Source organism: Endozoicomonas sp. (assembly GCF_965196975.1).
GTDB lineage: Bacteria > Pseudomonadota > Gammaproteobacteria > Pseudomonadales > Endozoicomonadaceae > Endozoicomonas.
Map to the genome: position 1 here is coordinate 3,174,732 of NZ_OZ239981.1, position 26,395 is coordinate 3,201,126.

The window sequence follows — 26,395 nt, forward strand, 5'->3', positions numbered from 1 at the left end:
TTAGTTATAAGACCAACAGCTTTAATTAAATAACAGCCTGTATATTTTCGCAATTGTAACCACCTGACCACCAACTCTAAACAATGGATTTCTAAAGAAAATATCCTTCATTATCCAAGACAGCCGCTGGTACAGGAAAACCACATTTTCAGCTAACCCCTATTTCACCGTATAATAGTCTGTCACGATCGGCTGTCAGGACGACATCTCTTGATTTTTATCAGCAGTCTTATAAAAACTGTCTCTCAAAATCAGGCCCCAAAACGTCACAACTTCAGCCGGTGGCCTTCGCTTTATCAGGATGTCCTAACAGCATGAAACGGTCGGTTAAATTTTTAAAATTCCTGTGCTGGTCACTATTAACAGTAGCCAGTGGAATTCTGCTTGTCAGTGCCAGTGCCTATTTATACCTCAGCCCTTCACTACCTTCAGTAGAATCACTGCGTGATGCCAAATTACAGACACCTTTGCGAGTTTACTCTCAAGATAATCTGTTAATTGCCGAGTTTGGCGAAAAGCGCAGAACCCCTATTCAGTTTGAAAATACCCCCACACATATGGTCAAAGCCTTCATGGCTGCCGAGGATGATCGCTTTTATTATCATCCTGGCGTTGACATCATGGGACTGATGAGAGCTGCTGTCCAGCTGGTCAGCACTGGTAGCATACAATCTGGTGGCAGTACTATCACGATGCAGGTGGCCAAGAACTTCTTTCTAAGCCATGAGCGGGTATTTTCACGAAAATTCAACGAAATCCTACTCGCTTTGCAAATAGAACAGCAACTGTCCAAGGACGAAATCTTTGAACTCTATCTCAATAAAATTTATTTGGGAAATCGTTCTTATGGTGTAGAAGCCGCTGCACAGGTTTACTATGGCAAATCCATCAATGAGCTTAATCTGGCCCAGATTGCCATGATTGCCGGTTTACCAAAAGCCCCCTCACGCTATAACCCTATCAACGACCCCAAGCGCGCCCTGATCCGTCGTGACTGGATTCTGGGAAGAATGAAAGATCTCGGCTATGTGACACCTGAAGAGTACTACGAGGCTGTCAGCCAGCCAGTTACCGCCAGCTACCACGGTGCAAAAATTGAGCTTGATGCGCCATACATAGCCGAAATGGTTCGTCAGCAGATGTTCGAACAGTATGGGCAGGACGCTTATACCGAGGGCTTCAAGGTCTACACCACCGTTAGCAGTGATCTTCAGAATGCTGCCAACCTCTCGGTAGCTAATGGGTTAATGGCCTATAATGAGCGCCACGGTTATCGAGGTCCTGTAACCAACCTGTTTGACAACCCGCCAAAAGATGGTTGGCAGCAGCACCTCAATAAAAGCTCATCCCCTGGCATCCTCTTACCAGCCATGGTTACCCAGGTAGGGGAAGAAGAGGTTGAAATCGGACTGAAAAATGGCAATGCTGGCAAAATCAGCTGGGAAAACCTGAGTTGGGCAAAACCCTTCCTTACCGTAAACAGCTTCGGTTACTCTCCGAAAAAACCATCGGATGTTCTGAAAGCCGGCGACCAGATATGGGTGAGAGTCAATGAAGATGGCAGCTACCGTCTGGCTCAGGAGCCCAAGGCTCAGTCAGCTCTTATTTCACTTCACCCTGAAAACGGTGCAACCCTCGCACTGGTTGGCGGTTATAATTTTTATGACAGCATGTATAACCGTGCTACCCAGGCGGTTCGTCAGGCTGGCTCCTCCTTCAAGCCCTTCGTTTACGCTGCCGCCATTGCTAATGGCATGACTGCGGCCACTATCGTAAATGATGCCCCCATTGTTTTTGATGATGCAGGACTTGAAGACAGCTGGCGTCCTAATAACGACAATATGAAATTCAATGGCCCCATGCGGCTTCGCGAAGGTCTTTATCGTTCAAGAAACCTGGTGTCCATTCGAGTTCTGCGACAAGTTGGAATAAACAACACCATTCGATACCTGAAACAACTGGGCTTTAAGGAAGAGCAATTAAGTAGAGACCTGTCACTTTCTCTGGGCAATGTTTCCATGACACCACTTGAACTCGCTACGGGATACGCTGTTTTGGCCAATGGAGGCTATCGTATTGAGCCCTGGCTCATTCAACGGGTTGAGACCGTTGACGAGCTCATTTTTGAGGCAAAACCAGCAATAGCCTGCAATGCAAGTTGCGTAGCCAGCCTTGATAAAGAAACCACGGAGCTTGAAGACCAGGAAGAAGACACTCTCTCCACAATTTCTGACCTGGAGGAAACAATTACTCAGGAGGCCCCATTAAATACTGAGACCAACGATCAACCGGTTATTGCCAAGTCCGTCATGACGCCTCAGGTCAACTACATTATGAATGACATCATGAACGATGTTATCTGGAAAGGCACTGGTCGACGCGCCCAAGCACTGAAGCGACATGATATCGGTGGCAAAACGGGAACTACCAACGACAGTAAAGACGCCTGGTTTGTTGGCTTTAACCCTGACGTACTGACTGCAGTATGGGTTGGCATGGATGATTACTCCACACTGGGCAGATGGGAATATGGCGCAAACGCTGCACTGCCAATCTGGTTAGAATACATGCATACCGCCCTGGAAGGTAAACCAGAGCACAAGCAACCGCAGCCTGAAGGGCTGGTTACTTTGAAAATCTCCCGTGAAAATGGAAAACTTGCTCAACCCGGAGACCCCAACGCCATTTTCGAGATTTTCCGCCAGGAAAATGCCCCCCAGCAACTCAGTGATGAAAACCTGCCATCTCTTGGCGAAATGGACCATGAGTTTTCTCCAGAAGACCTCTTCTGATCAGCCTGTGGTCAGTTCACGATAGCTCCTGGACTGCCGGGAGTTTATTGAAACAATAAATTGGTGCAGATCAACACCAAATCCTTATAAAACAGACATAGTGCTCAGCTCTACAGCCAACGGAGCTGAACACTGTGTCATCCTTCCTCGATATGCTGAGTACTTTTGTTGCTGTCGCAGAAAAAGGTTCTTTCTCGGCGGCTGCTCGCAGTTTGGGCAAAGCCCAGTCGGGTGTCAGCACCGCCATCAGCAACCTTGAAATAGACCTTGGCGTTGAGCTGTTTGACCGCTCTCACCGAATTCCAGAACTCACATCGGCAGGTAAAGCCCTGTTAAGGGAGGCGGAAGCCGCCCTGATGCAGGCTACTCGTTTAAAAGAGCATGCCTACCGATTAAGTGCAGGCAAGGAAGAAGAGATCATCAATCTCGCTCTGGATGAGTCTTTGCCTTATGCCAGCGTTTCTGCCATTTTCGAGGAGTTCGCTGAAGTCTTTCCGGATGTCTCTATTCATATTGAACACGCCTCCTCCATTCAAACCATGTCACGGTTGAACAACCAGACTCTGAATATGGCCATACTGTTGAGTCAGGATCAGTACAAACAACCACTGCGATTCCAGCGGATTGGGCGCATGCTGATCTCCGAAGTCATTCACCACAACCACCCTTTAGCATCACGGGCCGTTGTCACGACTGGCGATCTGGTTGAATACCGACAGTTGATCTATAGCCGCTCTCTAAACACTCTGTTAAAGCAAGAACATCTGGTATCAACAAGACAATGGTTCTGCGATAACTATGGCGCCCTGATTGCCATGATTAACCAGGGACTTGGGTGGGCAGCCATTCCTAACAGCCTGGTCAAGGAAAGACTGGAGAGCGGTGAACTGAAGCGCATCAAGCACGAAATGTACCCTTATACTCAGTGGGAAGTCAGCATTGATATGGTTTGGAACTCTCTGGCCACCATTGGTAAAGGAGGACTCTGGCTACAGGAACGCTTTGCCCGAGAGCCAATTTACTGTGCCTGAAGCCAAGCGTACACAAGCTTCAGGCACAGTAAACAGGACATACATCAGGCAACCTGTTTCCAGAACGTGTAATGGGGTTTAAGACACTCTTCCGCCAAAACCCCACCTATGATTTCGATCTTACGCTGCCCACTGTTTAATACTGTGTCACAGGAAAGACTGCAGGTCGGGTTTTCCGGATGATTGCCAGTGCATTCAAGCAACTGCTCTTCAGTAAAGCCATATACGACACGGCCAATACCAGACCAGTAGATACTGCCTGAGCACATGGCGCAGGGCTCACCATTAATATAGATGGAGCATTGATTCAAATACTCCTCACTGTATTTCATGGACGCGGCGGTCGCCAGATTTCTCTCTGAATGTCCGGTTCTGTCCCCCGTGGTCACCACTGTATTTTCAGCTTCCAACAGTACTTCCCCTTCCGGGCTTACCAGAATACAGGCAAAGGGGTGATTTCCATTGGCCACAGAGCGTTCAGCAACCTTGATCACATGACGCATTAAATCTTCGTCGTTCAGCATTTTCTTTTTCCTTCTATGAAACCTATCATCAAACCTGACTATCAGGTTGCCAGTAGCAGAATCCCCATGCGGAGATCCCACACCCTGAAAGCAAAATGACATCGCCTGCGATGGCAATCGGACCAGCCCCCAGACAACTCATGAAAGACCCAACACTCAGAACAACAATTCCACCCAGCGCCAATAACTTATACATGTTCAGGCTTCCTGCGTTTTTTGATGGGTAACCAGATGGTCATCACTGCTGTTCAGCATTTTCAGATGGCTGGCCTTCATAATCAGTGCGTACAAAAGCGCGGCACCCAACATGGCATTCAGTGATGCAAAGCCAATATCAATGGCTAACGCAACACCAATACCGGCCAGCCAGGCAAGAATGGCGTAGGGATTAATCGTTTTAAAGGAAAGACTCTCGATGTGATCCGGATACTGCTTATGCCAGAGGTAATAGAAATCAACAAGGACAATACCGGTCAGCGGTGGAACAATGATCGACAACCCGGTGAGCATGCCGAAAACGGCACCGATTTCATAAGGCTTAAACAATGACAGCACAGAGGCAAGAATCATTATGCCGACCATAATGGTTTGTCGTGAGACTGTTGGGAAAACACTGCTCAGCGTCAGACCAACGCTGTAGAGATTTGCACTGTTGGTTGTCCACAGGTTGGTAGTAAGAAGCACAAAGGCGGGAACAACCAGGCCCAGGCCGAAAAGAATTTCAACCAGATCCCATTGCTGAGAGGCCGCACCCACAATGGCGCCCACACCAATAATAAAGCTGTTAACAATTAACAGCCCAGTGGCACAACCAGCGATGACATGCTTCGTTGAGCGGGCAAACCGGTTGAAGTCAGCAACGGTCGTTGAGGCACCGAAAATCCAGGTACCCAGAACCAGACCAACAGCGGTCATAAAGCTCACAGTCTCTTCACCTGAGAAGGCGGCAACGGTTGTCCAGCCCCCGCCATCCTGAATTGAGCGCATGGCCGTTGCCAGGCAGAGCATAATCATGGTCGGTATTGAAACCAGCCCCACCACACTCATCCACCGCATGCCCTTCAAAGCAAACAACCCCATAAAGAGACAGGAGCCAATCATCGCCAGCGCTTCAAAGAAGGGACTCAGCTCAAAATAGACAGCAATCAAATGACCAAACAGCGCAGCCTGAATGACATACCACCCCAGCTGGATAAAGGCGTACATAATGGCAGGAATTTTTGCCCCGAGGCTGCCAAAACTGAACCGGCAAATCAGGGCAAAGGTGTAGCCGGTTTTATAGGCAATGATCGACATCAGTGATGACACAATGGTGAGAAACAGGTTTCCCACCAGAATGGCCCAGAACAATGTATCCAGCGGCATCCCTGCCGCCATACCAGCACCAGCCATCATACTGACCAGAATAAAAACATACCCCACCCACACAGAGGTGATCTGCCAGAATCCTCTCCTGGCGTCCCGTGGAACTGCTGTTCGCTCATAGTCACTCATTATTATTCTCCAATGCCAATCAGGGGCATAACCGTTGTAATCAACGTGAAAATCGCAGCGACAGGCGACATAAAACGTCAAAAAGACAGGGGAGAAAAGATAGGTTCTATCAGAAAAACAGATAGGTCATTTAAGTGGGAAGCAACCAGGGGACGGTTTCTGAAATGCAGCAATAGAATAATAAAAAAAGCGAAGGAGTCTCACTCAACTGAGCAGAGACACACTTCGCTTTATGAATCGATCAAGAAGCCGTCTTGATCAAATATCCGAAACAGAGTTCAACGGGTAATGAGCAGGGTATTCAGCCCTGGCAACCCCTGAATCAACTGCGGCTTTTGCAACGGCTGATGAAACCTTGCCAAGCAGGCGGGAATCCATAGGCTTTGGAATAATATAGTCCGGACCAAAGCTCAGTTTAACGCCACCGTACGCATTCATGACCGCTTCAGGAACCGGCTCTTTTGCCAGCTCGCGGATGGCATTAACGGCGGCAATTTTCATTTCCTCATTAATACGTGAAGCGCGCACATCCAACGCCCCCCGGAAGATAAATGGGAAACCAAGGACATTATTCACCTGATTCGGATAATCGGAGCGCCCGGTAGCCATAATGACATCCGGACGAACCTCTTTAGCCAGTTCAGGGCGAATCTCAGGATCGGGGTTGGCACAGGCGAAAACGATGGGGTTTTCAGCCATTTTCTCCAGCTGTTCCGGAGACAACAGGTTAGCACCGGAAACACCAAGGAACGCATCCGCACCATCAATGGCGTCATTCAATGTACGACAAGGTGTTTCAACAGCAAAGGTTGCCTTGTACTGGTTCAGATCATTTCGCTCTGAATGGATAACACCCTTGCTATCCAGCATCAGGATATTTTCTGGCTTGAAGCCACAGCTGATCAGCAGTTTCACACAGGCAATGGCAGCAGAACCGGCCCCCAGGCAGACCAGCTTTGCTTCTTCAATATTCTTACCGGTAATCTCAAGGGCATTGAGCATGGCCGCAGCCGTCACTATCGCAGTACCGTGCTGGTCATCATGAAAAACCGGAATATCACAGTCTTCAATCAGGCAGCGTTCAATTTCAAAACACTCTGGCGCCTTGATATCTTCCAGATTAATACCACCAAAGGTACAGGCAATACGCTTAACCGTATCAATGAACGCCTGAGGGCTCTCGGACTCCACCTCAATATCGATAGAATCCACCCCCGCAAAACGCTTAAACAGCAGCGCCTTACCTTCCATAACCGGCTTACTGGCCAACGCTCCGAGGTTACCCAGACCGAGAATTGCAGAACCATTGCTGATTACCGCTACCAGATTACCTTTGCCGGTATATCGATAGGCATCCTCTGGATTTTCGGCAATCGCCCGCACCGGCTCCGCGACACCCGGGCTATAAGCCAGTGAAAGATCCAGCGCCGTCTCTGCCGGCTTGGTAATTTCAATCGAAATCTTTCCAGGTTTTGGAAGAGCGTGATAATCAAGTGCAGCTTGCTTCATTTCCATGAGTTTTTTACTGATATGGGGAGGAGGTTATATGAAAACCCAGAATATATGATGGAAATGGGGGGAACAAGGTCAATTCGGAAAATAACAGGTCATATAAAAAAAGGCGACTGCAAAAACAGTCGCCTTTTTAAACCTTTCGGTCTTTATGCTGCCAGCTCGATTACTTGCGAGCGCCCAGCTTGCCGAAACGCTTGTTGAAGCGCTCAATACGGCCGCCAGTATCCATCACCTTCTGAGTGCCGGTGTAGAATGGGTGGCACTTGGAGCAGACTTCGATGCTCAGAGGCTTGCACAGCGTAGAGCGAGTGTTGATTTTGTTACCGCAGCTGCAGGTAACTTCGATTGCTTCGTAGTTAGGATGGATATCCTGCTTCATTTGAGCTTCCTCGAACTGGTGTATGCCGCCACCTGACACTCGATGGAACCTTAGTTGTAATCAGGTTCTGGGACAGGCACCGCAAACGGTATCCACCTCAGCATAATTAGCTGAGAGGGTAAAGAGGCGGGGATATTACCAGAGATTATGGCTGAGGGAAACAGTCTTATGTCCGTCCAATATACGTAGTTTTTACCTTATTCTCAGGCCATGGGAAGAACTTGCAATGAGAAAAAAACAATCTATAAAAATTAACAACTTACCTCCTTAATTGTTTCACCGCTAACTCAGATTCAGGAGAGAAGCCATGAGCTTGACCGTCTGGGACCCCTTCCATGATATGGAAAAACTACTGGATAAATACAGCCGGACATCCCGAAAAAGCCTTGCAAAGAGTGATGACAGGGCTCTTGAAGTTGGAGACTGGATGCCCATTGTCGATATCGATGAAACCGCTGATGCTTTTAACATCAGGGCTGAGCTGCCCGGTGTCCATAAAGAAGACATTAGTGTCTCCGTTGATAACAATGTACTCACCATCAAAGGCGAGAAGAAGCAGGAAAAAAAGGACCGCAAACACCATCGAACCGAGTGTACTTATGGCTCATTTGTTCGAAGCTTTACTTTGCCACAATCAGTCAACGCTGATGGCATTCATGCCAAATACCACCATGGCACACTTAACCTGAGGATTCCAAAGGCCGAAGAGGTCAAACCCAAACAGATAGAGGTCAAGGTGGATTAACCTCAACGCTCCCGGCCCGGTTTCTGTTCATGCCCGCTTTCAGTTCCTGTATCATTTCAGCCATAGGATCACCACGATGGAACCTGAATGAGCAGCAAACCGGCGGACACTTCTGAGGCAGAACATGATCAAGCAACGACTGAACAGTCCGTCTCCGGCAAGCTCATCGTAGATAAATTTATCAGAGTCGCTATCCCTACCCCCCTGAGGCAATTGTTCGACTACTTACCACCAGACACAGGTCTCAGTGCTGCCATTCATCCTGGCAGCAGAGTTATCGTACCTTTTGGCCCACGACAAATGGTGGGTATTGTACTCTCCATCGAATCCAGCACTGACATTCCTGTCAATAAACTGAAACCCATCATCTCAGTTCTGGATGAAGAGGCTATTGTACCTGAGGATATTATCCAGCTATGCCAATGGGCAGCCCGTTATTACCATCACAGCGTGGGAGAAACACTGCTTCAGGCTCTGCCGAAAAATCTTCGCCTGGGCAAACCGGCATCTTCCGGCACCATTCCCTACTGGTATCCCCTGATTGAAGTGGACAGCGAATTACGAGGTCAGCTGAAACGATCAAAAAAGCAGCTGGCAGCTCTGGAGTTAATATCAGACAACCCTGAAGGCGTCAGCGCTACGGAACTTCATGAATACGGTTTCAGCAAAAGCACACTAAAAGAGCTGGCCAAAAAAGGATTGATCCATTCCCGTGATGTTGAACCCTCTCCACTCTTATTTACTGAAATTACGACCCCACTCAAGTCTGCTCATCTTAAGCTGAATGAAGAACAGGCATTTGCCTGCGAAGCCATTACGGATGGTCTTGGTTCCTATCGCACTTATCTGCTGGAGGGTGTCACTGGCAGCGGAAAAACCGAAGTGTATTTGCAGGCTATTTCAGCCGCATTAGCCAGCGGTAAACAGACGCTGGTATTGATCCCGGAAATAGGGCTCACACCACAGACGGTCAGACGTTTCCGTGATCGGTTTAATGTGCCGGTTGCCTGCCTGCACTCAGGACTCAGTGATGGTGAACGATTACAAGGCTGGCTCGAAGCGGCCAGAGGCACAGCAGGCATATTGATTTCCACACGCTCTGGTATTTTCACTCCAATGCCGCACCTTGGGTTGATTATTGTGGATGAAGAACATGACGGTTCTTATAAGCAGCAGGAGAGCCTTCGTTATAACGCCCGAGATCTTGCCATTTTTCGAGGCAGTCAATGCCATTGCCCGGTAGTCCTTGGATCCGCAACCCCTTCCCTGGAAACGCTGCACAATACGCATCAAGGAAAATACACTCAGCTTCACCTGAAACAAAGGGCTGGCAATGCCCGCCCACCAGCCATGGAATTGCTGGATATGCGACACCAGGTTCTGAAAGACGGCTTATCCACAGAACTGTTGCAAAGAATGGCGGCTCATCTTGGACGAGGCAATCAGGTGATGGTTTTCCTGAATCGACGCGGCTACGCTCCATCCATGATTTGTCATGACTGCGGCACCATTATCGACTGCCCGCATTGCGACGCGCATATGACCATTCACCGTTCCCCCCCTCATATGCACTGTCATCATTGCGATCTGCAACAGGCCATCCCATGGCAGTGTCCATCCTGTAATAGCCGAAAGCTTCAACCTGTTGGTCAGGGAACAGAGCGGACAGAACAGATTCTCAGCCAGCATTTTTCCGGTTATCCCGTACTGAGAATCGACAGGGACACCACTCGAAAAAAGCAGGCGTTGAGCGATATGCTGGAAGAGGTACAGTCCGGCAGGCCCTGTATACTGCTGGGCACGCAGATGCTGGCTAAAGGTCACCATTTCCCAAACGTCACTCTGGTTGCCATCATCAATGCCGATGCAGGGCTGTTCAGCTCTGATTTCAGAGGACCTGAAAGAACAGGCCAATTGATTATGCAGGTAGCGGGGCGAGCGGGACGGGGAAATAAGCCCGGGCAGGTGATTATTCAAACCTATAATCCGGAGCACCCCGCACTTCAGCTTTTGTCCATGAACGACTACAGCCGCTTTGCCAGCAGTTTGTTCATTGAAAGAAAAAGCCTGAATCTTCCTCCAGAGGGATATTTAACCCTGATTCGATCAGAATCGGTTAACCAGGGTGAAAGCGAGGCTCTGCTCTCAGCATTGAGACACTATGCAGAGCAGGCTGGACAGCAACAGATCGACAGCGATGTTCGGTTGCTCGGTCCGATTCCAGCCCCCATGGAAAAGCGTCAGGGACGCTACCGCTGGCACCTTCTTATTCATGGAAAAAGCAGAAATCAGTTACACGGTGTAGTCAGTAGAGTTGTCAGCTATCTGGAAAGCCATCGGCTTCCCAGGCAGCTGAAATGGACGGTGGATATTGATCCACAGGAAATGAGCTAGCCTTTACAGCATTCGGGATATCGCCTGAATCTGCCCACGCTGAAAATTCTGCATGGCATTTTCCCGGGCAAAATCAAGATACCGCTGAATCTCATGGTCTGGTAGAGAGCGATAGGTATAAAGGAAAATGTTCCGCATCCTCTCAGGCATCTCTTTTCGAATATGCGGTTTTTCCTGAGCCTTCAATACCTGAACAGGACGCATGGGCTGCTCTGTCCCAACGGGCATAACCTCGCGAAGCATCCTCTGAGCCCCAACCGAAGCACTGGCAGCCAGCTCGGTACTCAACTCAACCGCATCAAGTGCTTCCATTAATTCTTCGATCAGTCGTACCCGATTATTCCGGGGTATTTCCCTGGATAATTTTTCTTCAATATAAGCCGCCATTTGTGCCTGATTTTCTGGATCATTAGCTGCAGCTTCGAGTCGAAGGATTTTCTGCCCCAGCGGTGATTCAAACCAGTCAATTAATCGAGCCAGTTCACCAACGGATAATGCCTCATCCAGAGTTGCTTTCATCGAGGTACGAAAGAAGTCGGAACTGTACCGCACTTTCACCACTTGATTAACAGTATCAACAACAGGCTCAGGAATAGGGTATAGGTCTTCCTGAAGCTTCATACTGTCGTGTACCCAGTCCAGCTGCCGCTCAAGCCCCGTCTGGTCGTAGAGCCTATCCAGCAACTGTTCTTTTTCAGAAGACGCAAATGCATTCGCTACAAAAAGCAGGGGGGCGAACAAACAAACAACTACTAATCTCTTTCCATCCATAGTCAGAGCCGTGTTGATACCGTTTATAGTGAGACAGCCATCAGTCAATACAAACACTGACACGCTGTATGGAATAAGCGACAACTACTGCCTTATACCGAGACGCTCATATTTACCATACTCTGTTGACTATCAGTCGTAAAGTTTACTGACAATAGCTGTTACCGCCGTTTCAACCCGTAAAATACGCGACCCCAGATGGATTCTCTGAAAACCAGACTGTTCAAGTTTATCTACTTCATATTCAATAAAGCCCCCTTCAGGGCCAATAGCCAGCACAGCAGGCCTTGATATCTGATGGGGGCAGCTCTCGCCACCAACCGGATGAGCCACCAGCCCCAGTTTTCCTTCCACCAGAGCCGGCAGGCGATCTTCCACAAAAGGCTTGAAGCGTTTCTCAAGAATCACTTCTGGCATGATCGTATCCCTGGCCTGTTCAAGACCCAGTATCAGCTGTTCACGCACTTTCTCAGGGCTTAACCAGGGGGATTGCCAGAAACTTTTCTCGACCCGATAACTGTTCATCAGAATAATCTTTTTAACACCCAGTGCCGTCAGATGCTGAAGCGACCGTTTGAGCATTTTGGGGCGGGGTAACGCCAGCAGAACCGTCAAAGGCAGAGCTGCAGGGGGAGGTGTATCCAGCTCAACCTCCAGATGCATTTTTTCTGAAGACAAGTGAGTAATCACCCCCTTCCCCACGTTGCCATTGAGCAGACCAACACGCAGCTCATCGCCTTCACTGGCCTGATGAATTTCCAGCACATGCCTTAACTGCCGCTGATCCAGCTCTGCATGCCGCTCATCAATAAAGTGTTGTTGCTCAAGGAGAAGAAGATTCATCTACACAGACACACGCTGATAAGCCAGCTATCAGTGAAGAATGAAGCTGGCAGATTCAAATAAAAGGAAAATCAGACTATTCAGACGGCTTAAAAAGCGACGCCTTTTCGATAATCATCCACAAGCCGATCAATCTCATCAAGTATCCGATCAATGGCTGCCGACGATAGCTTAATATTACCAGATACCAGCTCGTCCCTTAACTCATCCACAGACGAAAAATCATCCAGGAGCAGTGATTTCAGAGGCTGAAAGCCTGGATCAGAAAGCAGCCAGAGCAGACCGTTCTGGACCACCTCAATAGGAACGTCAAAAGGTGAATAATGATAAAAGTGGCCAGAATTAAACACTTCCTGACCATTTGAGAAATGGGGATATGGCATACTTCCTCCCTGAAACAACCGTATCCTAAGCCGTTACAGCCCTTCCCTTTAATGTAGCTTATTAACGCAGAAGATTGAGACAGAGCGTTATGCTTCTGCCTCATCAGGTTTCCGACTCTTCACAAACCGGGCAAACACAATGCCACACTCAAACAGCAGCCACATCGGAATCGCCAGCAGTGACTGGGAAATGACATCAGGTGGCGTCATGATCATACCGATCACAAAGCAGCCAACCACCACATAGGGGCGCTTTTCCTTAAGACTTTCTACGGTAGTCACACCCGACCACACCAGAAGAACCGTCGCCACAGGAATTTCAAAAGCAATACCAAAGGCAAAAAACAGTTTCAGGATAAAATCCAGGTAACTGTTGATATCCGTCATCACCGTCACTGACTCGGGCCCAACCGTGGTGAAAAACGAGAAAATTAATGGAAAGACCACGTAGTAGGCAAAAGCAATGCCCAGGTAAAACAGCACTATACTGGCGACCAGCAGGGGAATCGCAATGATCTTCTCATGCCGGTACAGGCCAGGAGCAATAAAGCCCCACGCCTGATGGAGAATAAATGGAATCGCAATAAAAAGCGACAGCACAATGGTCAGCTTGAAGGGTGCCAGAAAGGGTGAAGCCACTTCGGTGGCGATCATGGTACTGCCTTCAGGCAGGCTGGCGCGAAGCGGCTCCGAGATATAAACGTAAATATCGTTGGAAAAGTAAAACAGCCCGGCAAAAACCACCAGAACGGCAATCAGGCTTTTCAGGAGGCGTCCACGAAGCTCAAGAAGATGCTGAACGAGAGGCTGCTCTTTATCCTGCCCTGCTCCTTCCGATGCCTGTTGAGAATGATCCGACTTGTTTCCTGACATGGTTACTGCCCGCCCTTTTCCTTAGACAGAGGAGCAGGGGTGTCATTCACCACCTTTTTCTCAACACTGTCATCTCCGCTCACTGAGCCGCTCTCACCCTGAGGTGAAGTAGTGACACCGGAAGAAGTTTGATCTTCGGCAGGATCAATGCTCACGGACTTTTTCAGATCATTGATCTGACTTTGAAACTGCTCGCGGGTTTTATTCAACTCTTTCATGACAGCTTCATTGTGCAATTGCTGCTTGATTCCGTCCGCATCAATCTCCCGCTCAAGCTCTTCTTTAACGGACTGAAAACTGCGACGGATTTTACCCACCCAGTAGGCGGTTGTTCGGATGGCCTGAGGCAGGCGCTCCGGCCCCAATACCACCAGGGCAATCACGGCAACCAATAATAACTCTGTAAAACCTATATCAAGCACAGCGAACTATCACACCTCTCGATGACAGCAACCGGTAACTACCGCTCGTAACAGTAGCAGCATTCGCCTACGGGTAGCTGTAGCTTCCCCTGTAAAAGGGGGTCACACCTAACAGAAAAGAACGCTTTCAACCAGACAAACTGGCCTGAAAGCCCTTTTGTACAATCAAGACTGCTTGTGCTTGGACTTTTCCAGGTCAGACTCAAGGTTACGCTGCTCAACAGAGTCAGCCTTCAGTTCTGCTTTCCCTGAGTCTTTTTCATCATCCTTGTCATCTTCAGAGCTCAGTGCTTTTTTGAAGCCTTTTACCGCACCGCCCAGATCACTGCCCATTCCACGCAGCTTTTTCGTACCGAAAAGCATAACCACGATCAACAGAATGATCAGCAACTGCCAGATACTGATGCCACCAAAACCCATTTTCTGCTCCTTCAGCTCTCCATGGAGACTGATCAAATAATATACAAAGAACGGACATATTACCCCATTCCATCGCTTGTGGCGCGGCCATTTTGCAAGAAGCGGTCAGGAAAAGTGGGGAATATCGTTACCCGCGGGATGCTTTCTCTTCAATACCGGAAAGTCCGAAACGACGATCCAGCTCATTCAGCACATCAGCAGGCTCAAGTCCAAGATGAGACAGCATGACCATGGTGTGGAACCAGAGATCAGCGGTTTCATAAATGACAGCCTCCCGGTTATGGTCATATTCTGATGCCTTGGCGGCAATCAGCACTTCTGCTGACTCTTCACCGACTTTTTTCAGAATATGATCCAGCCCCTTATTATGAAGCTGTGCAACATAAGAGGAATCCGGATCAGCCTGCCTGCGACTGCTTAACACTTCAGTCAATTTCTCGATTATATCGCTCATCTTTTAGCCCGTAGGATGATTTACAGCAAAGAAAACAGTCTTTACTAACGCCCATAAATAGTTTCAGGGTCTTGCAGCACCGGATCTTCGGTATTCCACAATGCTTCGCCACCCTGATCTACCAGCCGGCGATAAAAACAGGATTTACGACCGGTATGACAGGCAATACCACCCACCTGTTCAACCTTAAGCAAGATCGCATCACCATCACAGTCCAGGCGACACTCCAGCAGCCTCTGCGTATGCCCTGAGCTCTCGCCTTTACGCCACAACCTGCCCCGTGAACGGGACCAGTAAATCGCAACCTGCTCTTTCAGGGTCAGTTCCAGCGATTCCCGGTTCATCCAGGCCAACATCAGAACCTCACCGGTTTCATGATCCTGGGCGATGGCCGTTACCAGACCATCATCATTCCATTGAACCTCATCCAACCAGTGGTTTGTTGTCATCACATCATCCACTCATTCTTCTTATCGAACGATCAGCCAACCGCCCAGTGCGGCAGCCAGTATTCCGAGCATTGCCTGGTCCAGCAGCTCTTTTTCCACAAACAGGGAACCTGAAGTAGCCACCACCGCAACGCCTGCCAATAGAAGCAGTAAGCCAAAACGCCTCTGCTTTTGCTGACGCTTTTCTGCTCTTACCTGCTGATGATGGAACGCCTGCTGCTGATCAACCAGAGTCCGCACCGTTGACATCACTTTCTGAGCCATGACCGGCGCACTCAATAGCCAGTCCGCACTTTGCTCCTTGAGATTACAGGCAATACCCATTGGGCTTACCTGGTCTTTCATCCATTTTTCCAGATAGGGCTGAGCCGTTGTCCAGAGATCGAGATCCGGATAAAGCTGCCGCCCCAACCCCTCGACATTCAACAGTGTCTTCTCCAGAAGAACCAGCTGTGGCTGAACCTGCATATTGAAGCGACGAGCCACCTGAAAGAGCCTGACCAGCAGCTGCCCAAAGGAAATATCTTTCAGCGGCTTTTCAAATATTGGCTCACAAACGGTACGAATCGCTGCCTCAAGCTCTCCTACCGGCGTATCTCTGGGCACCCAACCGGAGTCCACGTGCAGCTGGGCAACTTTGCGGTAGTCCCGTCGGAAGAACGCCAGCAGATTACTGGCCAGATAGTGCTGATCTTCCGGCTCCAGCGTACCAATGATCCCACAATCGATACCAATGTAACGGGGCTCAGCAGGATTGTTAGTATCAATGAAAATATTGCCCGGGTGCATATCCGCATGGAAAAAGCGATCACGAAATACCTGGGTGAAAAATATTTCAACACCCCGCTCTGCCAGTTTTTTCATATCCACATTCTGAGCTTTCAGCGTGGCAATATCGGAAACCGGGACACCATATATCCGCTCGATGACCATCACTTTCGTGCGGCAGTAATCCCAATGAACCTGAGGCACAAACAACAGGGGAGAAGCCAGAAAATTGCGTCGCAACTGTGAACAGTTAGCCGCTTCCCTCAGCAGATCAAGCTCGTCAAAAATGGTGCGCTCATAGTCTGCTACGACTTCCACTGGACGCAAACGACGAGCGTCTTTTGACAAAGTAATCAGCAAACGCGCAAACAGGTACATTAAACCAATGTCTTTGCGAATGACCCGGTCGATACCCGGGCGAATCACTTTGACCACCACCTCATCACCGGAATGCAATCGTGCAGTATGAACCTGGGCTACAGAAGCCGAAGCAAGAGGCTCACGATCAAATCGGCCAAACAGCGTATCCACATCATTACCAAGGCTGGACTCGATAATGGCAATGGCTTCTTCTGCCGGAAACGGCGGCACATCATCCTGAAGTCGGGACAGCTCATCACTGATATCATCCGGCAACAGGTCACGCCGGGTTGAGAGGATTTGCCCGAACTTGATAAAGATCGGCCCAAGGGCTTCCAGGGAAAGGCGAATACGCTCCCCACGGGGCGCATCATTACGGATAAAGTAACGCCAGGGCAGCAGAATCAGACAGCAGCGCAGCCAGAAAGGCGAGCGCTCCAGATCAATCAGATTATCCAGCCGGTTACGGGCGACAGCTGCCACAATTTTCAACAAACGGATCAACGTCAGGCCCCCGACTTATGATTTGGCATCAGATATGTCTTTTGCATCTTGATAGGTTTGCCATTGGTGCTCCAGCCGGTCCATCGACTCAGCAAGAAGACCCACTTCTTCTGCAAAACCTTCCACTTCCACCCTTGAAGGAATCAGACGAAGCTCCTCCTGAAGGTATTCCCCAAGGTTGTCCAAAATGAGCTGCTGCCCTCTATGAACATGGTCACCGACAAAACGAAGTCCCTGGGCCATCATATGCCCGGTGATATCACCAAAGGCCTCACAAAGCGGTCTTTCCCAGTCGATGTCCATCTGCCGGTGAATCTGCAGCAAATCAGCAATCAGTGCCTCATCACCAGAAACGCTCAGCCCGGGAACATCAGCAAACGGCAGATTTCTTCGGGTAGCCAGTGTGGCAAATGCAACACTCGAACCCGTAAAAGTTACATCCACCTCTCCCTCAAAGAAGCCTGCAAGACGGATACGGTCATGCTCAAAGTGGGCATAACATACCCACTGTGGCGAAGTGCACTGAAAAGCGGCCACCTTACCAAACCAGTGTGACAGTTTTTTTATGGTTACCGGGTCAAGTGCCAGCAGCGCATTGACCTGACGCTCGATGGCTACCAGCAGCCCCGTTTTGATGGTGATCTTGTCAAAAAAAGCATCGACCATCAGGGCTTAACTCCCTTATGCAGAGCCACAATACCTCCAGTCATATTGTGGTAGGTCGTATTTACAAACCCAGCCTCTTTCATCATGCCTTCCAACGTTTCCTGGTCCGGATGCATGCGAATACTTTCGGCAAGATACTGGTAGCTTTCGGAGTCCCCGGCCACCAGTTTACCCATCATCGGCAGCAGACTGAACGAGTAGGCATCATAAGCCTTGGTCAGCAGAGGGTTGTTTGTCTTGGAAAATTCAAGAACCAGTAACCTGCCACCGGGCTTTAACACCCTGCACATAGATCTCAGAGCCGCATCCTTGTCCGTTACATTGCGCAGGCCAAAAGAGATGGTAATGCAGTCAAAAGTGTTGTCCGGAAAAGGCAGACATTCCGCATTGGCCTGAACAAACTCCATGTTGCCAACAATCCCCTGGTCAATCAGCCGATCCCGACCAACGCGTAGCATGGATTCATTGATATCCGCCAGCACGACTCGCCCACTATCCCCAACAATACGGGAAAACTGCTTGGCCAGATCGCCCGTTCCCCCGGCGATATCCAGTACCGCATGACCAGGCCGGACGGCAGAAAGCTCGATAGTAAAACGCTTCCAGAGACGATGAACGCCCATGGACATCAGGTCATTCATCACATCATAGCTGCTGGCTACCGAGTGAAAGACGCCAGCTACCAGCCCTTCTTTCTCATTCTCTGGCACATCACGATAACCAAAGTGCGTCGTGCCATCATGCTTTTGCTTGCCACTGTCTGTCATGACCCTTCCCGGCATTCATTCGATCAATCTTATGGCTGGCTATTGTAAAGGCAAATGGCTTATGGCGTAAGCATGAGAAGTGTTTATGACTCACTTGGAAGTCATAGACAGTATTGAATAGAGGTTTTTAGACATGAAGCCCCAGTAAAAGTCTTAAAAAAGAGTGATAACGTTCATGTAAAACACTCTCTGACTGGGTGCTCTCTCTGAATGATTGAAACAATAGTGCTCTATTTTCACAGCTACTATGGGAACACCACTCATAATAGTTAACTGTCATGCCCGCTTCTGTTATTTCCAGCTCTACCAAAAGCATCGTTTTGCAAATTGAAGTTTCTATAGATTCAGGCAACATGCTGAATCTTGAAGATAGTTTACAGCGTGCACTCAATGAAGCCGGGCAGCTTGGAACAAAAGAGTTATTGGGGCTATTTGAATCACCCAATAAAGAACCTATCGTCGTTAATCAGCAGAAGTGGAACTACAAAGGAAAGGTTCTTAAGCACTATGAAACCTTATACGGTCGTATACCTTTGGAGCGCTCCGTATATCAGGGTGTCAGAGGTGGCAGTACTCTGGCAGCACTTGATCTTCGTGCCGGTATTATTGGTTCAGCTACCCCCAAATTTGCCAAGTCTATCGCCTGGAAATACAGCCAGATGCCAGCGCCTGCGGTAAAAGAAGATTTTGAGACCAACCATCAAAGGACGCTTTCAAATTCTTATATCAAGCATTTATCGGACAGAGTAGGTGCATTAATTGAAGACCAGCAAGACACTCACTACCACCTTCCTCCACTAAAAGAGCCTGTTGAAACAATAGCCATTGGTCTGGATGGAACCTGCATGCTGCTTTGTGAAGAAGGCTGGAGGGAAGCCATGTGTGGGACATTGAGCCTATATTCTGCAGATGGAGACAGGCTCCACACGATATATACAGCCAGTTCGCCAGAGTATGGTAAACAAAGCTTTATGAGCAAGCTCGACGAGGAGATTGCAGATCTAAAACGACTCTACCCAAATGCCACATACATCGGGGTAGCTGACGGGGCTAGAGAAAACTGGAGTTATTTGAAACAACATACCTCTGGGCAGATACTCGATTTTTATCATGCATCTGAATATTTAGCTGGAGCAGCGGAAGCACTGTTTCCAACCAGTAAGGCGAAGCGACACCAGTGGCTTGAAGACAGGCTACATAGTTTGAAAAACAAGCGTGGAGCAGCCAAAAAAATCCTTCAGGAAATTGAATCAGCCGAGCTCCCGAAAAAGACAATCGCACTGACAGAGAAGCGCTACAAAGCTGTGAGCTATTTTACAAACAATCACCAGTTAATGAATTATCATCAGGCGCTTAAACGCCATTGGCCAATAGGTTCAGGAGTTACTGAAGCGGCTTGTAAGACTCTGGTAAAGCAACGATTATGTGGTTCTGGAATGAGGTGGAAAGCAACAGGAGCGGAAGTGCTTTTGACAACAAGAGCACTGATCCAGAGTAAGGGGCGCTGGGAACAACTTTGGTCTGAGTTCATGACTGGAAAGGTTGAAGCTAACCTATGAGTCAGTTATCAAATTGAGAGAGCACCCCTCTGACTTCTGCGACTATCAGATATTTCTTACCAAACAGACAAGGTCACTTTTCTTGAGCTGGTGCACCTTTCTCTGATCCCTGAGGGGCATTCATAGACCTGATATCATCGAGCCACTCCTGTGGGGGCGGGGGAAGTTTACTTCCCTTCGAAGAATCAATAGTCGATGCGTTATTCGCCGGGATATCCTTAATTTTAAAGTTATTAAACCGAAGTCGAATCAAGCCTTTTCCAGAAACCAGATCCTGAGTCGATTCCTGAGCAAACAGTAAATCGGCCTGCTTATCGGAAATATCAAAAAGCTGGGATGTAATGTTTCGAATAGCCGCACGCCCAGCATTGTCCGTTGGTATTTCATTATGAGCTTTTTTCAGTTCGCTGTAGACTTTGGTTTCTATACGCCCAAACTGCTGATTCTTTTTGTCGGTAGCATATCGATCAGCAGCTCCAGCAATTGTCGCGGTTGTTCTGGCTACACCAACAGCAGCGTTTGTTGCCAAACTGCCAACCCCTGGTGCAATTATTCCAGTAACCGTTCCGGCAACCGCCCCGACAGCATCAATGGTTCCATGAGCGACAGCAGTATCAGACTTGATTTCGGTACGATCTTTTTTTGCCCTGATAACATCAACAGCAAGATCCAACGCATTTTTTAATGTTGGTCTTTGCTCTACCAGCTGAAAATTACTGCGAAAAAGATCCCCTATTTTACCTAGTTTAAAATCCAGAATCTTATTATTTTGCTCTCTGTATCGGTGTTCCGAAAACTCCCGACCATATCGCACTGCTTTATCAACCTGGATAACTGGAAGTAAAGAAGCAGCCAGTGCTCCAGCAGTCCACCCAACCTGATTCTCCTGATGCCGTATTTTTCTTGCCTCATAACCTGAAAACATCTTGAGCGTATCTGCATGGTTTTTGTAGGATACAATATGTGCCTTAACATCTGCTTTTGCTGGAAGCTGCTTAGACATAGTTAAAAATGCGTGAAGTTTCTTATTGTCTATCTCAAACTTGTGACGTGAAGCCAAGGCTGATTTGCCCTGTTTAACTGGCGTAGAGTAATCTATTTTGACCCCCATCGTTTTAACAATGTCATTAAACGCTTTCATCATTTTTTTAGACTGGTGACCCGCTTTCAAAATACCGTGTTCTTTACCGGTTTCTCCTTTTTCAAGGCGTTTTTCAAACGTCTCAGCCCGGTTTTTGAATTCTTTCTGCCAGGCGTCCAGACGCTGATGAACCCCCTTCGTGAAGCCCCTCCCCCGCTCCGTTAGCTTCAGTAAATTGTTTGTCAGTCTTATGATCTGCTGGTCATTTGCATAGCGGCATTTATTTTCACCAAGCACCATTCGAAGCGAGTCATGCTTACTGACAGAGGTAGCATCATCAGCTGATAATTTGGCAATCTTTCCATAGTCTTTCATATCCTGTACGGTCATTACCTCACCAGACTTGGGACTGAGCTTGTCCCACTTTTTAATCAGTTTGGGACAGGCTTCAAACGCAACTTTTCTCTGCTCCAGCTTAGAAAGCTTGTAAAGCTTAAGCCCCAGGGTAATACCATGAGATATGGCACCGATCCCAGCATCAATATTGGATGCTTCGAACACCGCTTCGGCTTGGGATTTCACCGTTTCTGTGGTTATATCAATACCGATTTCGATAGGTGGCACAACATCACCAGCAGCTTCGAGCGGAGCAATAGCATCAGTGCCAGCTTCAACAGTGGGAGCAGCGTTTTCAAAGGCAGATGCAGCTTCAGGCAGGAGTTCAACCGGAGATGCTACCTCAGTGATCACTTCAGCGGGAACTTCCTCCAGAAGGATTTCAGGCTCTTCAGGAACAGGAGTAACCTCCGGAGATGAGCTCAATGGGGTAAAAGGAACAATACTTGGAGCTGATGGTTCTGGAACAGGAGGTTCAGAAATAGGGACCTCTTGAGTATAAGTATCCAATACAGGGTTATCTGGAATCGGCGCAGCAGCTCCGGGTCCGTCAGGTACGGGCGCATCGGGCGCGGGCGTATCCGGAATAGTGACTGTTAAATCTACGTTGATCGCTTCCTTACCATCGCTAAGCAGAGGTATGGTAGCTGGGTTTAGAACGGCGTCAGGAATACTGTCTGAAAGCGGCTTCAGGCTGTTTCTGGTCGCATGATTACTTGGTGGGTTTGAGGGTCTGACCTTTCTATCAGACAGGTTTGCCTTTTTCTCCGTCTGGTCACTACTTTTTTTATTTCCTGTAAAAAAGGATTTTAAGGATTTCAATGACTTTTTGAGCGATATAGTCCGACCATTTCTGGATTTTGTGGCTTTTATATCTTGAGTAGTGGTTTTACTATCCGCTTCTGGTACTTCTGAAAAGGGCTGAACCCCACCAGTCTTACCGCTATTATTTGGACCATCCATAAGCAGCCATCCTTGGCAATTAAGCTTATATTTAATACAGTTTAGAAAAGATTCAATATCAGGTTATTAAGATAACAACAGCAATAATTTTAAACACTCCGTTTGAATCTGTCAACTTCTGTTTTCTAAACAGTTTAGGACAGAGTACTGACAAATATTGAAATGTTCAGAGGCTATCGGTCTTAGATGTAAATCAGTTGATAGAGTGAGAGAGTTGTTAAGATAGAACTTACGCATTGACAGCTCTGATAAAAGATGGTCTCAGCCAGTCTTTACCATCAGAGAAGCTCTTAATGAAGTCCCAAATAGCATCCTTGAGCGCATCATTCTTAACGCGATAGATGCTACTGAGAGATTCAGATACTTTCTTGGCCTGAAGGCAGGCATACCCAAAGATAGAGGCAAAAATATGGTTCCTGACCTGCTGCTTTCCTCTCACCTGAAAGCGCTCAATACTGCAGAGTTGTTTCAGCGCCCGGTGATACTCTTCGATCGCCCAATGGTGCAGGTGAAGTTCATTAAAGCCTACCTGTGGTGATACCTCTGATCCAGCATGGGGTGTGTAGACGACGTAATGGCGCAGCTCGTTTTTTAGCCGCGTCCGGTACAAACGCACAGAACCAAAATTACGTAGCCAAACGGTTATTCCCTCTTCAGGAATCTCCAGGCTCTGCACTTGTTGGTAGTCACCCTTTTGGATAGAAACAGTACGGTTGCTTTTAACGGCAAACATAAAACCCAGACCGTTGTTTTTCACAGTCTTCAGGTTTGCGGCACTGCTATACCAGGAATCCCCCGTAACAAATGCAGGTCGTAAGCCCCATACAAGTACTTCTTTCAGCATCTCGAGAAAATAATCATTTTTGGACTTTCCGTCCGCAGAGTCATAGATACGGAAATTGACAGGAAGGCTATAGCCTTTGATATCGGTGTAATAGAGCGTTATGAGATTAATGCCCTTGACGGCTTTATGATGCTTGCCCGAGTAATGATAGCCGATGAATGCCGTGTAGTTACTGTACGGCTTATCCAGCACCGTATCATCAACCGATAGCGTGCCCCCATCAAGAATCAGCCTTGCGGCTACTTCCATGAAAAGGTCATTGGGAGCAAAGTCTTCACGTTGTAGAAAACGGTTAACGCTGTGGTGTGACATATCTCCGATCTCACTAAGGCGAGTACAGGTTGCTGATTTCGGCTCACACAATAGAAACCCTGTATATTTCGGCAAATCACACCCAGCTGTTGTAGGTCTTGTTATCTTTCTACGCACGACGACATCCGCTATTTTTTGCTGATCTAGCAATTTTTACAGCTGCCTGTCAATGCGAAAGTCCTATAAGAGTTTGACACTCTAATGACTTTCTGGGTGACTGCTCCAATGAGATATTTACTAAAGAAATAATAAATTTATTTTAAATATAAAATATATATAAATCGCATAGAGTCCCCCCCCCTTAAAGTACTTACTGAAAAAGTCGAACCACTGATACTTCCGGGTCTCGACTGGCACCAGCATCCCTCAATGCCTGCAGGTATTTATACCACATGGCTTCCTTGTTAAGACAAAGCTCATAAAGGTAACCCCAGTCATAAATGCCACTGTCATGTCCATCATCAAAAATCAGCTTGATGGCATATTGGCCAACCATTTCCACACTGGTGACAGCCACATTCAGTTTGCCGGTCTGCAGGACGGGGTTGCCATGACCACGAACCTCTGCAGAAGGGCTTAATACTCGTAGCAACTCTGCTTCCAGCTGGAACGTTTCATGACCAAACTGAACCTCCAAAGTCTTAGAGCGTTTGTGCAGTTTAATAGCGGAAGGAATCGGGGTCGTCATTTCAGGCAGGGTATCCACTCATTACGAAAGAGTAAGAAAAGGGAGTGGCCAGTAAGACACTGACCACTGCATCTCAGAGATTAGAGGATATAACGGCTCAGATCTTCATCCTGAACCAGTTCACCCAGATGCTTATCCACATAGGCAGCATCAATCTTCAGAGGTGCGCCATCCTGGGCAGATGCCAGATCTGCAGCACCAAAAGAAACCTCTTCCAGCAGACGCTCCATAACGGTATGGAGACGACGGGCACCGATATTCTCAGTACGTTCATTCACCTGCCAGGAAACCTCAGCCAAGCGACGAATGGCATCGTCGGCAAACTCGATATTGAGCGATTCTGTTGCCATCAGTGCCTGATACTGTTCTGTCAGGGAAGCATCTGGCTCCGTCAGAATACGCATAAAGTCATCAGAAGAGAGTGCTTTCAGTTCAACACGGATTGGCAGGCGGCCCTGCAATTCTGGAATCAGATCGGACGGCTTAGCCAGGTGGAACGCACCGGATGCAATAAACAGGATGTGATCCGTCTTCACCATGCCGTACTTGGTGGAAACGGTACAGCCTTCAATTAATGGCAGCAGGTCACGCTGAACCCCTTCACGGGAAACATCCGCATTCGAAGCACCGGAGCGCTTGGCCACTTTGTCAATTTCATCAAGGAAGACAATACCATTCTGCTCAACAGCATCAACGGCCTTGGTCTTGAGTTCATCCTCATTCACCAGCTTGGCCGCTTCTTCTTCCTGAACCAGACGCATGGCATCCTTGACTTTCAGCTTACGCTTTTTGGACTTACCCGTATTCAGGTTAGAGAACATGTTCTGAAGCTGGCTGGTCATCTCTTCCATACCAGGAGGGGCCATGATTTCTACACCCATGGCTGCTTCGCGAACATCAATCTCAATCTCTTTGTCGTCCAGGTCACCTTCACGCAGCTTTTTGCGGAATACCTGACGGGTCGAGTTGTCCTGGGGCTGAGACTCTTCACCAAAAGTACGGGGAGGCGGCAGCAGTGCATCCAGAATGCGCTCTTCAGCGGCATCCAATGCACGGTGACGAACACGCTCCATTTCCATCTCACGAAGCATTTTGATGGCAGCGTCCATCAGGTCACGAACTATGGACTCAACATCGCGGCCTACATAACCCACTTCCGTAAATTTAGTGGCCTCAATCTTGATAAACGGTGCATTAGCAAGCTTGGCCAGACGACGGGCAATCTCGGTTTTACCAACACCGGTTGGGCCGATCATCAAAATATTTTTCGGGCTGATCTCGTTACGCAGATCTTCACTCAACTGCATTCTACGCCAGCGGTTACGAAGGGCAATTGCAACGGCGCGCTTGGCCTCGTCCTGGCCAATAATATGCTTGTCCAGCTCATGGACAATTTCACGGGGTGTCATATCTGACATATCAGAAACTCGTTATATTGCTATTGCTTCAAGCAGCTGGAAGCTCTTCGATGACTTGGTTTGAGTTGGTGTAGACGCAAATATCTGCGGCGATACCCAGACTCTTTTCAACGATATCCCGGGCCCCCATCTCGGTATTATGAAACAGGGCCTTTGCGGCTGCCTGGGCATAAAAACCACCGGAGCCAATGGCCAGAATGCCATCTTCCGTCTCCATCACATCACCATTGCCAGTGATAATCAGGGAGGCAGTGGCGTCAGCAACAATCAGCATGGCTTCCAGACGTTGCAGTGCCCGCTCGGTTCGCCATTCTTTGGCCAGCTCAACCGCTGATTTGGTCAGTCGTCCCTGGTGTTTTTCCAGCTGGGCTTCAAAACGCTCAAACAGGGTAAATGCATCAGCGGTACCACCGGCAAACCCGGCAATCACTTTACCCTGATACAGTCGGCGTACTTTGTGGGCGTTGCCCTTGATTACGGCATCACCCAGCGAAACCTGGCCATCACCACCGATCACGACACTGCCGCCACGACGTACCGACAGAATAGTTGTGCCACGATACTGTTCCAAGGCTCGCTC

At 48.4% G+C, this 26,395-nt stretch carries 25 protein-coding genes; 5 read left to right on the forward strand and 20 right to left on the reverse strand.

Annotated features, from left to right (window positions below):
* Positions 1 to 314 precede the first annotated feature (314 nt).
* Both ACOCLE_RS14350 and ACOCLE_RS14355 read left to right on the forward strand, forming a co-directional pair.
* Positions 315 to 2,792 (forward strand): penicillin-binding protein 1A, encoded by a 2,478-nt coding sequence (locus ACOCLE_RS14350; RefSeq protein ID WP_419533042.1) that lies wholly within the window; start codon positions 315 to 317, stop codon positions 2,790 to 2,792.
* A 134-nt stretch (positions 2,793 to 2,926) separates the two neighbouring features.
* Positions 2,927 to 3,823 (forward strand): LysR family transcriptional regulator, encoded by an 897-nt coding sequence (locus tag ACOCLE_RS14355; protein ID WP_419533043.1) that lies wholly within the window; start codon positions 2,927 to 2,929, stop codon positions 3,821 to 3,823.
* A gap of 44 nt (positions 3,824 to 3,867) precedes the next feature.
* Here ACOCLE_RS14355 and ACOCLE_RS14360 read toward each other — a convergent pair whose 3' ends face one another.
* From ACOCLE_RS14360 to rpmE, 4 genes are all read right to left on the reverse strand, one after another.
* A complete protein-coding gene (locus ACOCLE_RS14360; RefSeq protein WP_419533044.1) occupies positions 3,868 to 4,347 on the reverse strand; it encodes a nucleoside deaminase in 480 nt (159 codons plus the stop codon).
* Between the two features lie 198 nt (positions 4,348 to 4,545).
* Positions 4,546 to 5,841, reverse strand: a complete 1,296-nt coding sequence (locus ACOCLE_RS14365) for a cytosine permease (RefSeq protein WP_419533045.1) — start codon at positions 5,839 to 5,841, stop codon at positions 4,546 to 4,548.
* Positions 5,842 to 6,099: 258 nt separating this feature from the next.
* Positions 6,100 to 7,356 carry a malic enzyme-like NAD(P)-binding protein gene (locus ACOCLE_RS14370; protein WP_419533046.1) on the reverse strand — a complete coding sequence of 419 codons (1,257 nt, stop codon included), beginning with the start codon at positions 7,354 to 7,356 and terminating at the stop codon, positions 6,100 to 6,102.
* A 163-nt stretch (positions 7,357 to 7,519) separates the two neighbouring features.
* On the reverse strand, positions 7,520 to 7,735 hold the full coding sequence (rpmE, locus tag ACOCLE_RS14375) for a 50S ribosomal protein L31 (RefSeq protein ID WP_083232440.1): 216 nt from the start codon (positions 7,733 to 7,735) through the stop codon (positions 7,520 to 7,522).
* Positions 7,736 to 8,042: 307 nt separating this feature from the next.
* On the opposite strand from rpmE, the gene ACOCLE_RS14380 reads away from it, so the two are divergent.
* Together ACOCLE_RS14380 and ACOCLE_RS14385 are read left to right on the forward strand one after the other, a co-directional pair.
* Positions 8,043 to 8,480 carry an Hsp20/alpha crystallin family protein gene (locus ACOCLE_RS14380; RefSeq protein ID WP_066014141.1) on the forward strand — a complete coding sequence of 146 codons (438 nt, stop codon included), beginning with the start codon at positions 8,043 to 8,045 and terminating at the stop codon, positions 8,478 to 8,480.
* Positions 8,481 to 8,567: 87 nt separating this feature from the next.
* Positions 8,568 to 10,874, forward strand: coding sequence for a primosomal protein N' (locus tag ACOCLE_RS14385; RefSeq protein ID WP_419533047.1), 2,307 nt, complete (start codon positions 8,568 to 8,570; stop codon positions 10,872 to 10,874).
* A gap of 3 nt (positions 10,875 to 10,877) precedes the next feature.
* Here the strand turns inward: ACOCLE_RS14385 and ACOCLE_RS14390 are convergent, their stop codons facing one another.
* The 11 genes from ACOCLE_RS14390 to ubiE all read right to left on the reverse strand — a co-directional run bounded on the left by ACOCLE_RS14390 (position 10,878) and on the right by ubiE (position 18,554).
* Positions 10,878 to 11,615: a DUF2059 domain-containing protein gene (locus ACOCLE_RS14390; RefSeq protein WP_419533048.1), complete on the reverse strand. Its 738-nt coding sequence runs from the start codon at positions 11,613 to 11,615 to the stop codon at positions 10,878 to 10,880.
* A gap of 162 nt (positions 11,616 to 11,777) precedes the next feature.
* Entirely contained in the window at positions 11,778 to 12,488 is a 711-nt protein-coding gene (locus ACOCLE_RS14395; RefSeq protein WP_419533049.1) for a 16S rRNA (uracil(1498)-N(3))-methyltransferase, read from the reverse strand.
* Between the two features lie 89 nt (positions 12,489 to 12,577).
* Entirely contained in the window at positions 12,578 to 12,871 is a 294-nt protein-coding gene (locus tag ACOCLE_RS14400; protein ID WP_419533050.1) for a hypothetical protein, read from the reverse strand.
* Between the two features lie 87 nt (positions 12,872 to 12,958).
* Positions 12,959 to 13,744: a twin-arginine translocase subunit TatC gene (tatC, locus tag ACOCLE_RS14405; RefSeq protein WP_419533051.1), complete on the reverse strand. Its 786-nt coding sequence runs from the start codon at positions 13,742 to 13,744 to the stop codon at positions 12,959 to 12,961.
* Between the two features lie 2 nt (positions 13,745 to 13,746).
* Entirely contained in the window at positions 13,747 to 14,166 is a 420-nt protein-coding gene (gene tatB, locus ACOCLE_RS14410; RefSeq protein WP_419533052.1) for a Sec-independent protein translocase protein TatB, read from the reverse strand.
* 165 nt (positions 14,167 to 14,331) lie between these two features.
* The gene (gene tatA, locus ACOCLE_RS14415) at positions 14,332 to 14,586 is read right to left on the reverse strand and encodes a Sec-independent protein translocase subunit TatA (RefSeq protein WP_419533053.1); all 255 of its coding nucleotides are present in this window, start codon (positions 14,584 to 14,586) and stop codon (positions 14,332 to 14,334) included.
* Between the two features lie 127 nt (positions 14,587 to 14,713).
* Positions 14,714 to 15,040 carry a phosphoribosyl-ATP diphosphatase gene (locus tag ACOCLE_RS14420; RefSeq protein WP_066014134.1) on the reverse strand — a complete coding sequence of 109 codons (327 nt, stop codon included), beginning with the start codon at positions 15,038 to 15,040 and terminating at the stop codon, positions 14,714 to 14,716.
* A gap of 44 nt (positions 15,041 to 15,084) precedes the next feature.
* The gene (gene hisI / locus ACOCLE_RS14425) at positions 15,085 to 15,489 is read right to left on the reverse strand and encodes a phosphoribosyl-AMP cyclohydrolase (protein WP_419537211.1); all 405 of its coding nucleotides are present in this window, start codon (positions 15,487 to 15,489) and stop codon (positions 15,085 to 15,087) included.
* Positions 15,490 to 15,510: 21 nt separating this feature from the next.
* Positions 15,511 to 17,127 (reverse strand): ubiquinone biosynthesis regulatory protein kinase UbiB, encoded by a 1,617-nt coding sequence (gene ubiB, locus ACOCLE_RS14430; RefSeq protein WP_419537212.1) that lies wholly within the window; start codon positions 17,125 to 17,127, stop codon positions 15,511 to 15,513.
* Positions 17,128 to 17,136: 9 nt separating this feature from the next.
* Positions 17,137 to 17,787 carry a ubiquinone biosynthesis accessory factor UbiJ gene (locus ACOCLE_RS14435; protein ID WP_419533054.1) on the reverse strand — a complete coding sequence of 217 codons (651 nt, stop codon included), beginning with the start codon at positions 17,785 to 17,787 and terminating at the stop codon, positions 17,137 to 17,139.
* Positions 17,787 to 18,554, reverse strand: coding sequence for a bifunctional demethylmenaquinone methyltransferase/2-methoxy-6-polyprenyl-1,4-benzoquinol methylase UbiE (ubiE, locus tag ACOCLE_RS14440; RefSeq protein ID WP_419533055.1), 768 nt, complete (start codon positions 18,552 to 18,554; stop codon positions 17,787 to 17,789). The genes ACOCLE_RS14435 and ubiE overlap by 1 nt, the downstream gene beginning before the upstream one ends.
* Positions 18,555 to 18,832: 278 nt before the next feature.
* Between ubiE and ACOCLE_RS14445 the strand changes: the two genes are divergently transcribed.
* On the forward strand, positions 18,833 to 20,113 hold the full coding sequence (locus ACOCLE_RS14445) for an ISKra4 family transposase (protein ID WP_419532972.1): 1,281 nt from the start codon (positions 18,833 to 18,835) through the stop codon (positions 20,111 to 20,113).
* 73 nt (positions 20,114 to 20,186) lie between these two features.
* Here ACOCLE_RS14445 and ACOCLE_RS14450 read toward each other — a convergent pair whose 3' ends face one another.
* From ACOCLE_RS14450 to hslV, 5 genes are all read right to left on the reverse strand, one after another.
* Positions 20,187 to 22,553, reverse strand: a complete 2,367-nt coding sequence (locus tag ACOCLE_RS14450; protein WP_419533056.1) for a hypothetical protein — start codon at positions 22,551 to 22,553, stop codon at positions 20,187 to 20,189.
* A gap of 229 nt (positions 22,554 to 22,782) precedes the next feature.
* Complete coding sequence (locus ACOCLE_RS14455) at positions 22,783 to 23,826, reverse strand: transposase (protein ID WP_419533005.1); 1,044 nt, start codon at positions 23,824 to 23,826, stop codon at positions 22,783 to 22,785.
* A 193-nt stretch (positions 23,827 to 24,019) separates the two neighbouring features.
* A complete protein-coding gene (locus ACOCLE_RS14460; RefSeq protein WP_419533057.1) occupies positions 24,020 to 24,397 on the reverse strand; it encodes a gamma-butyrobetaine hydroxylase-like domain-containing protein in 378 nt (125 codons plus the stop codon).
* Positions 24,398 to 24,477: 80 nt separating this feature from the next.
* Entirely contained in the window at positions 24,478 to 25,815 is a 1,338-nt protein-coding gene (gene hslU / locus ACOCLE_RS14465; protein WP_419533058.1) for an HslU--HslV peptidase ATPase subunit, read from the reverse strand.
* 28 nt (positions 25,816 to 25,843) lie between these two features.
* The gene (hslV, locus tag ACOCLE_RS14470) at positions 25,844 to 26,386 is read right to left on the reverse strand and encodes an ATP-dependent protease subunit HslV (protein ID WP_066014130.1); all 543 of its coding nucleotides are present in this window, start codon (positions 26,384 to 26,386) and stop codon (positions 25,844 to 25,846) included.
* Positions 26,387 to 26,395 lie beyond the last annotated feature (9 nt).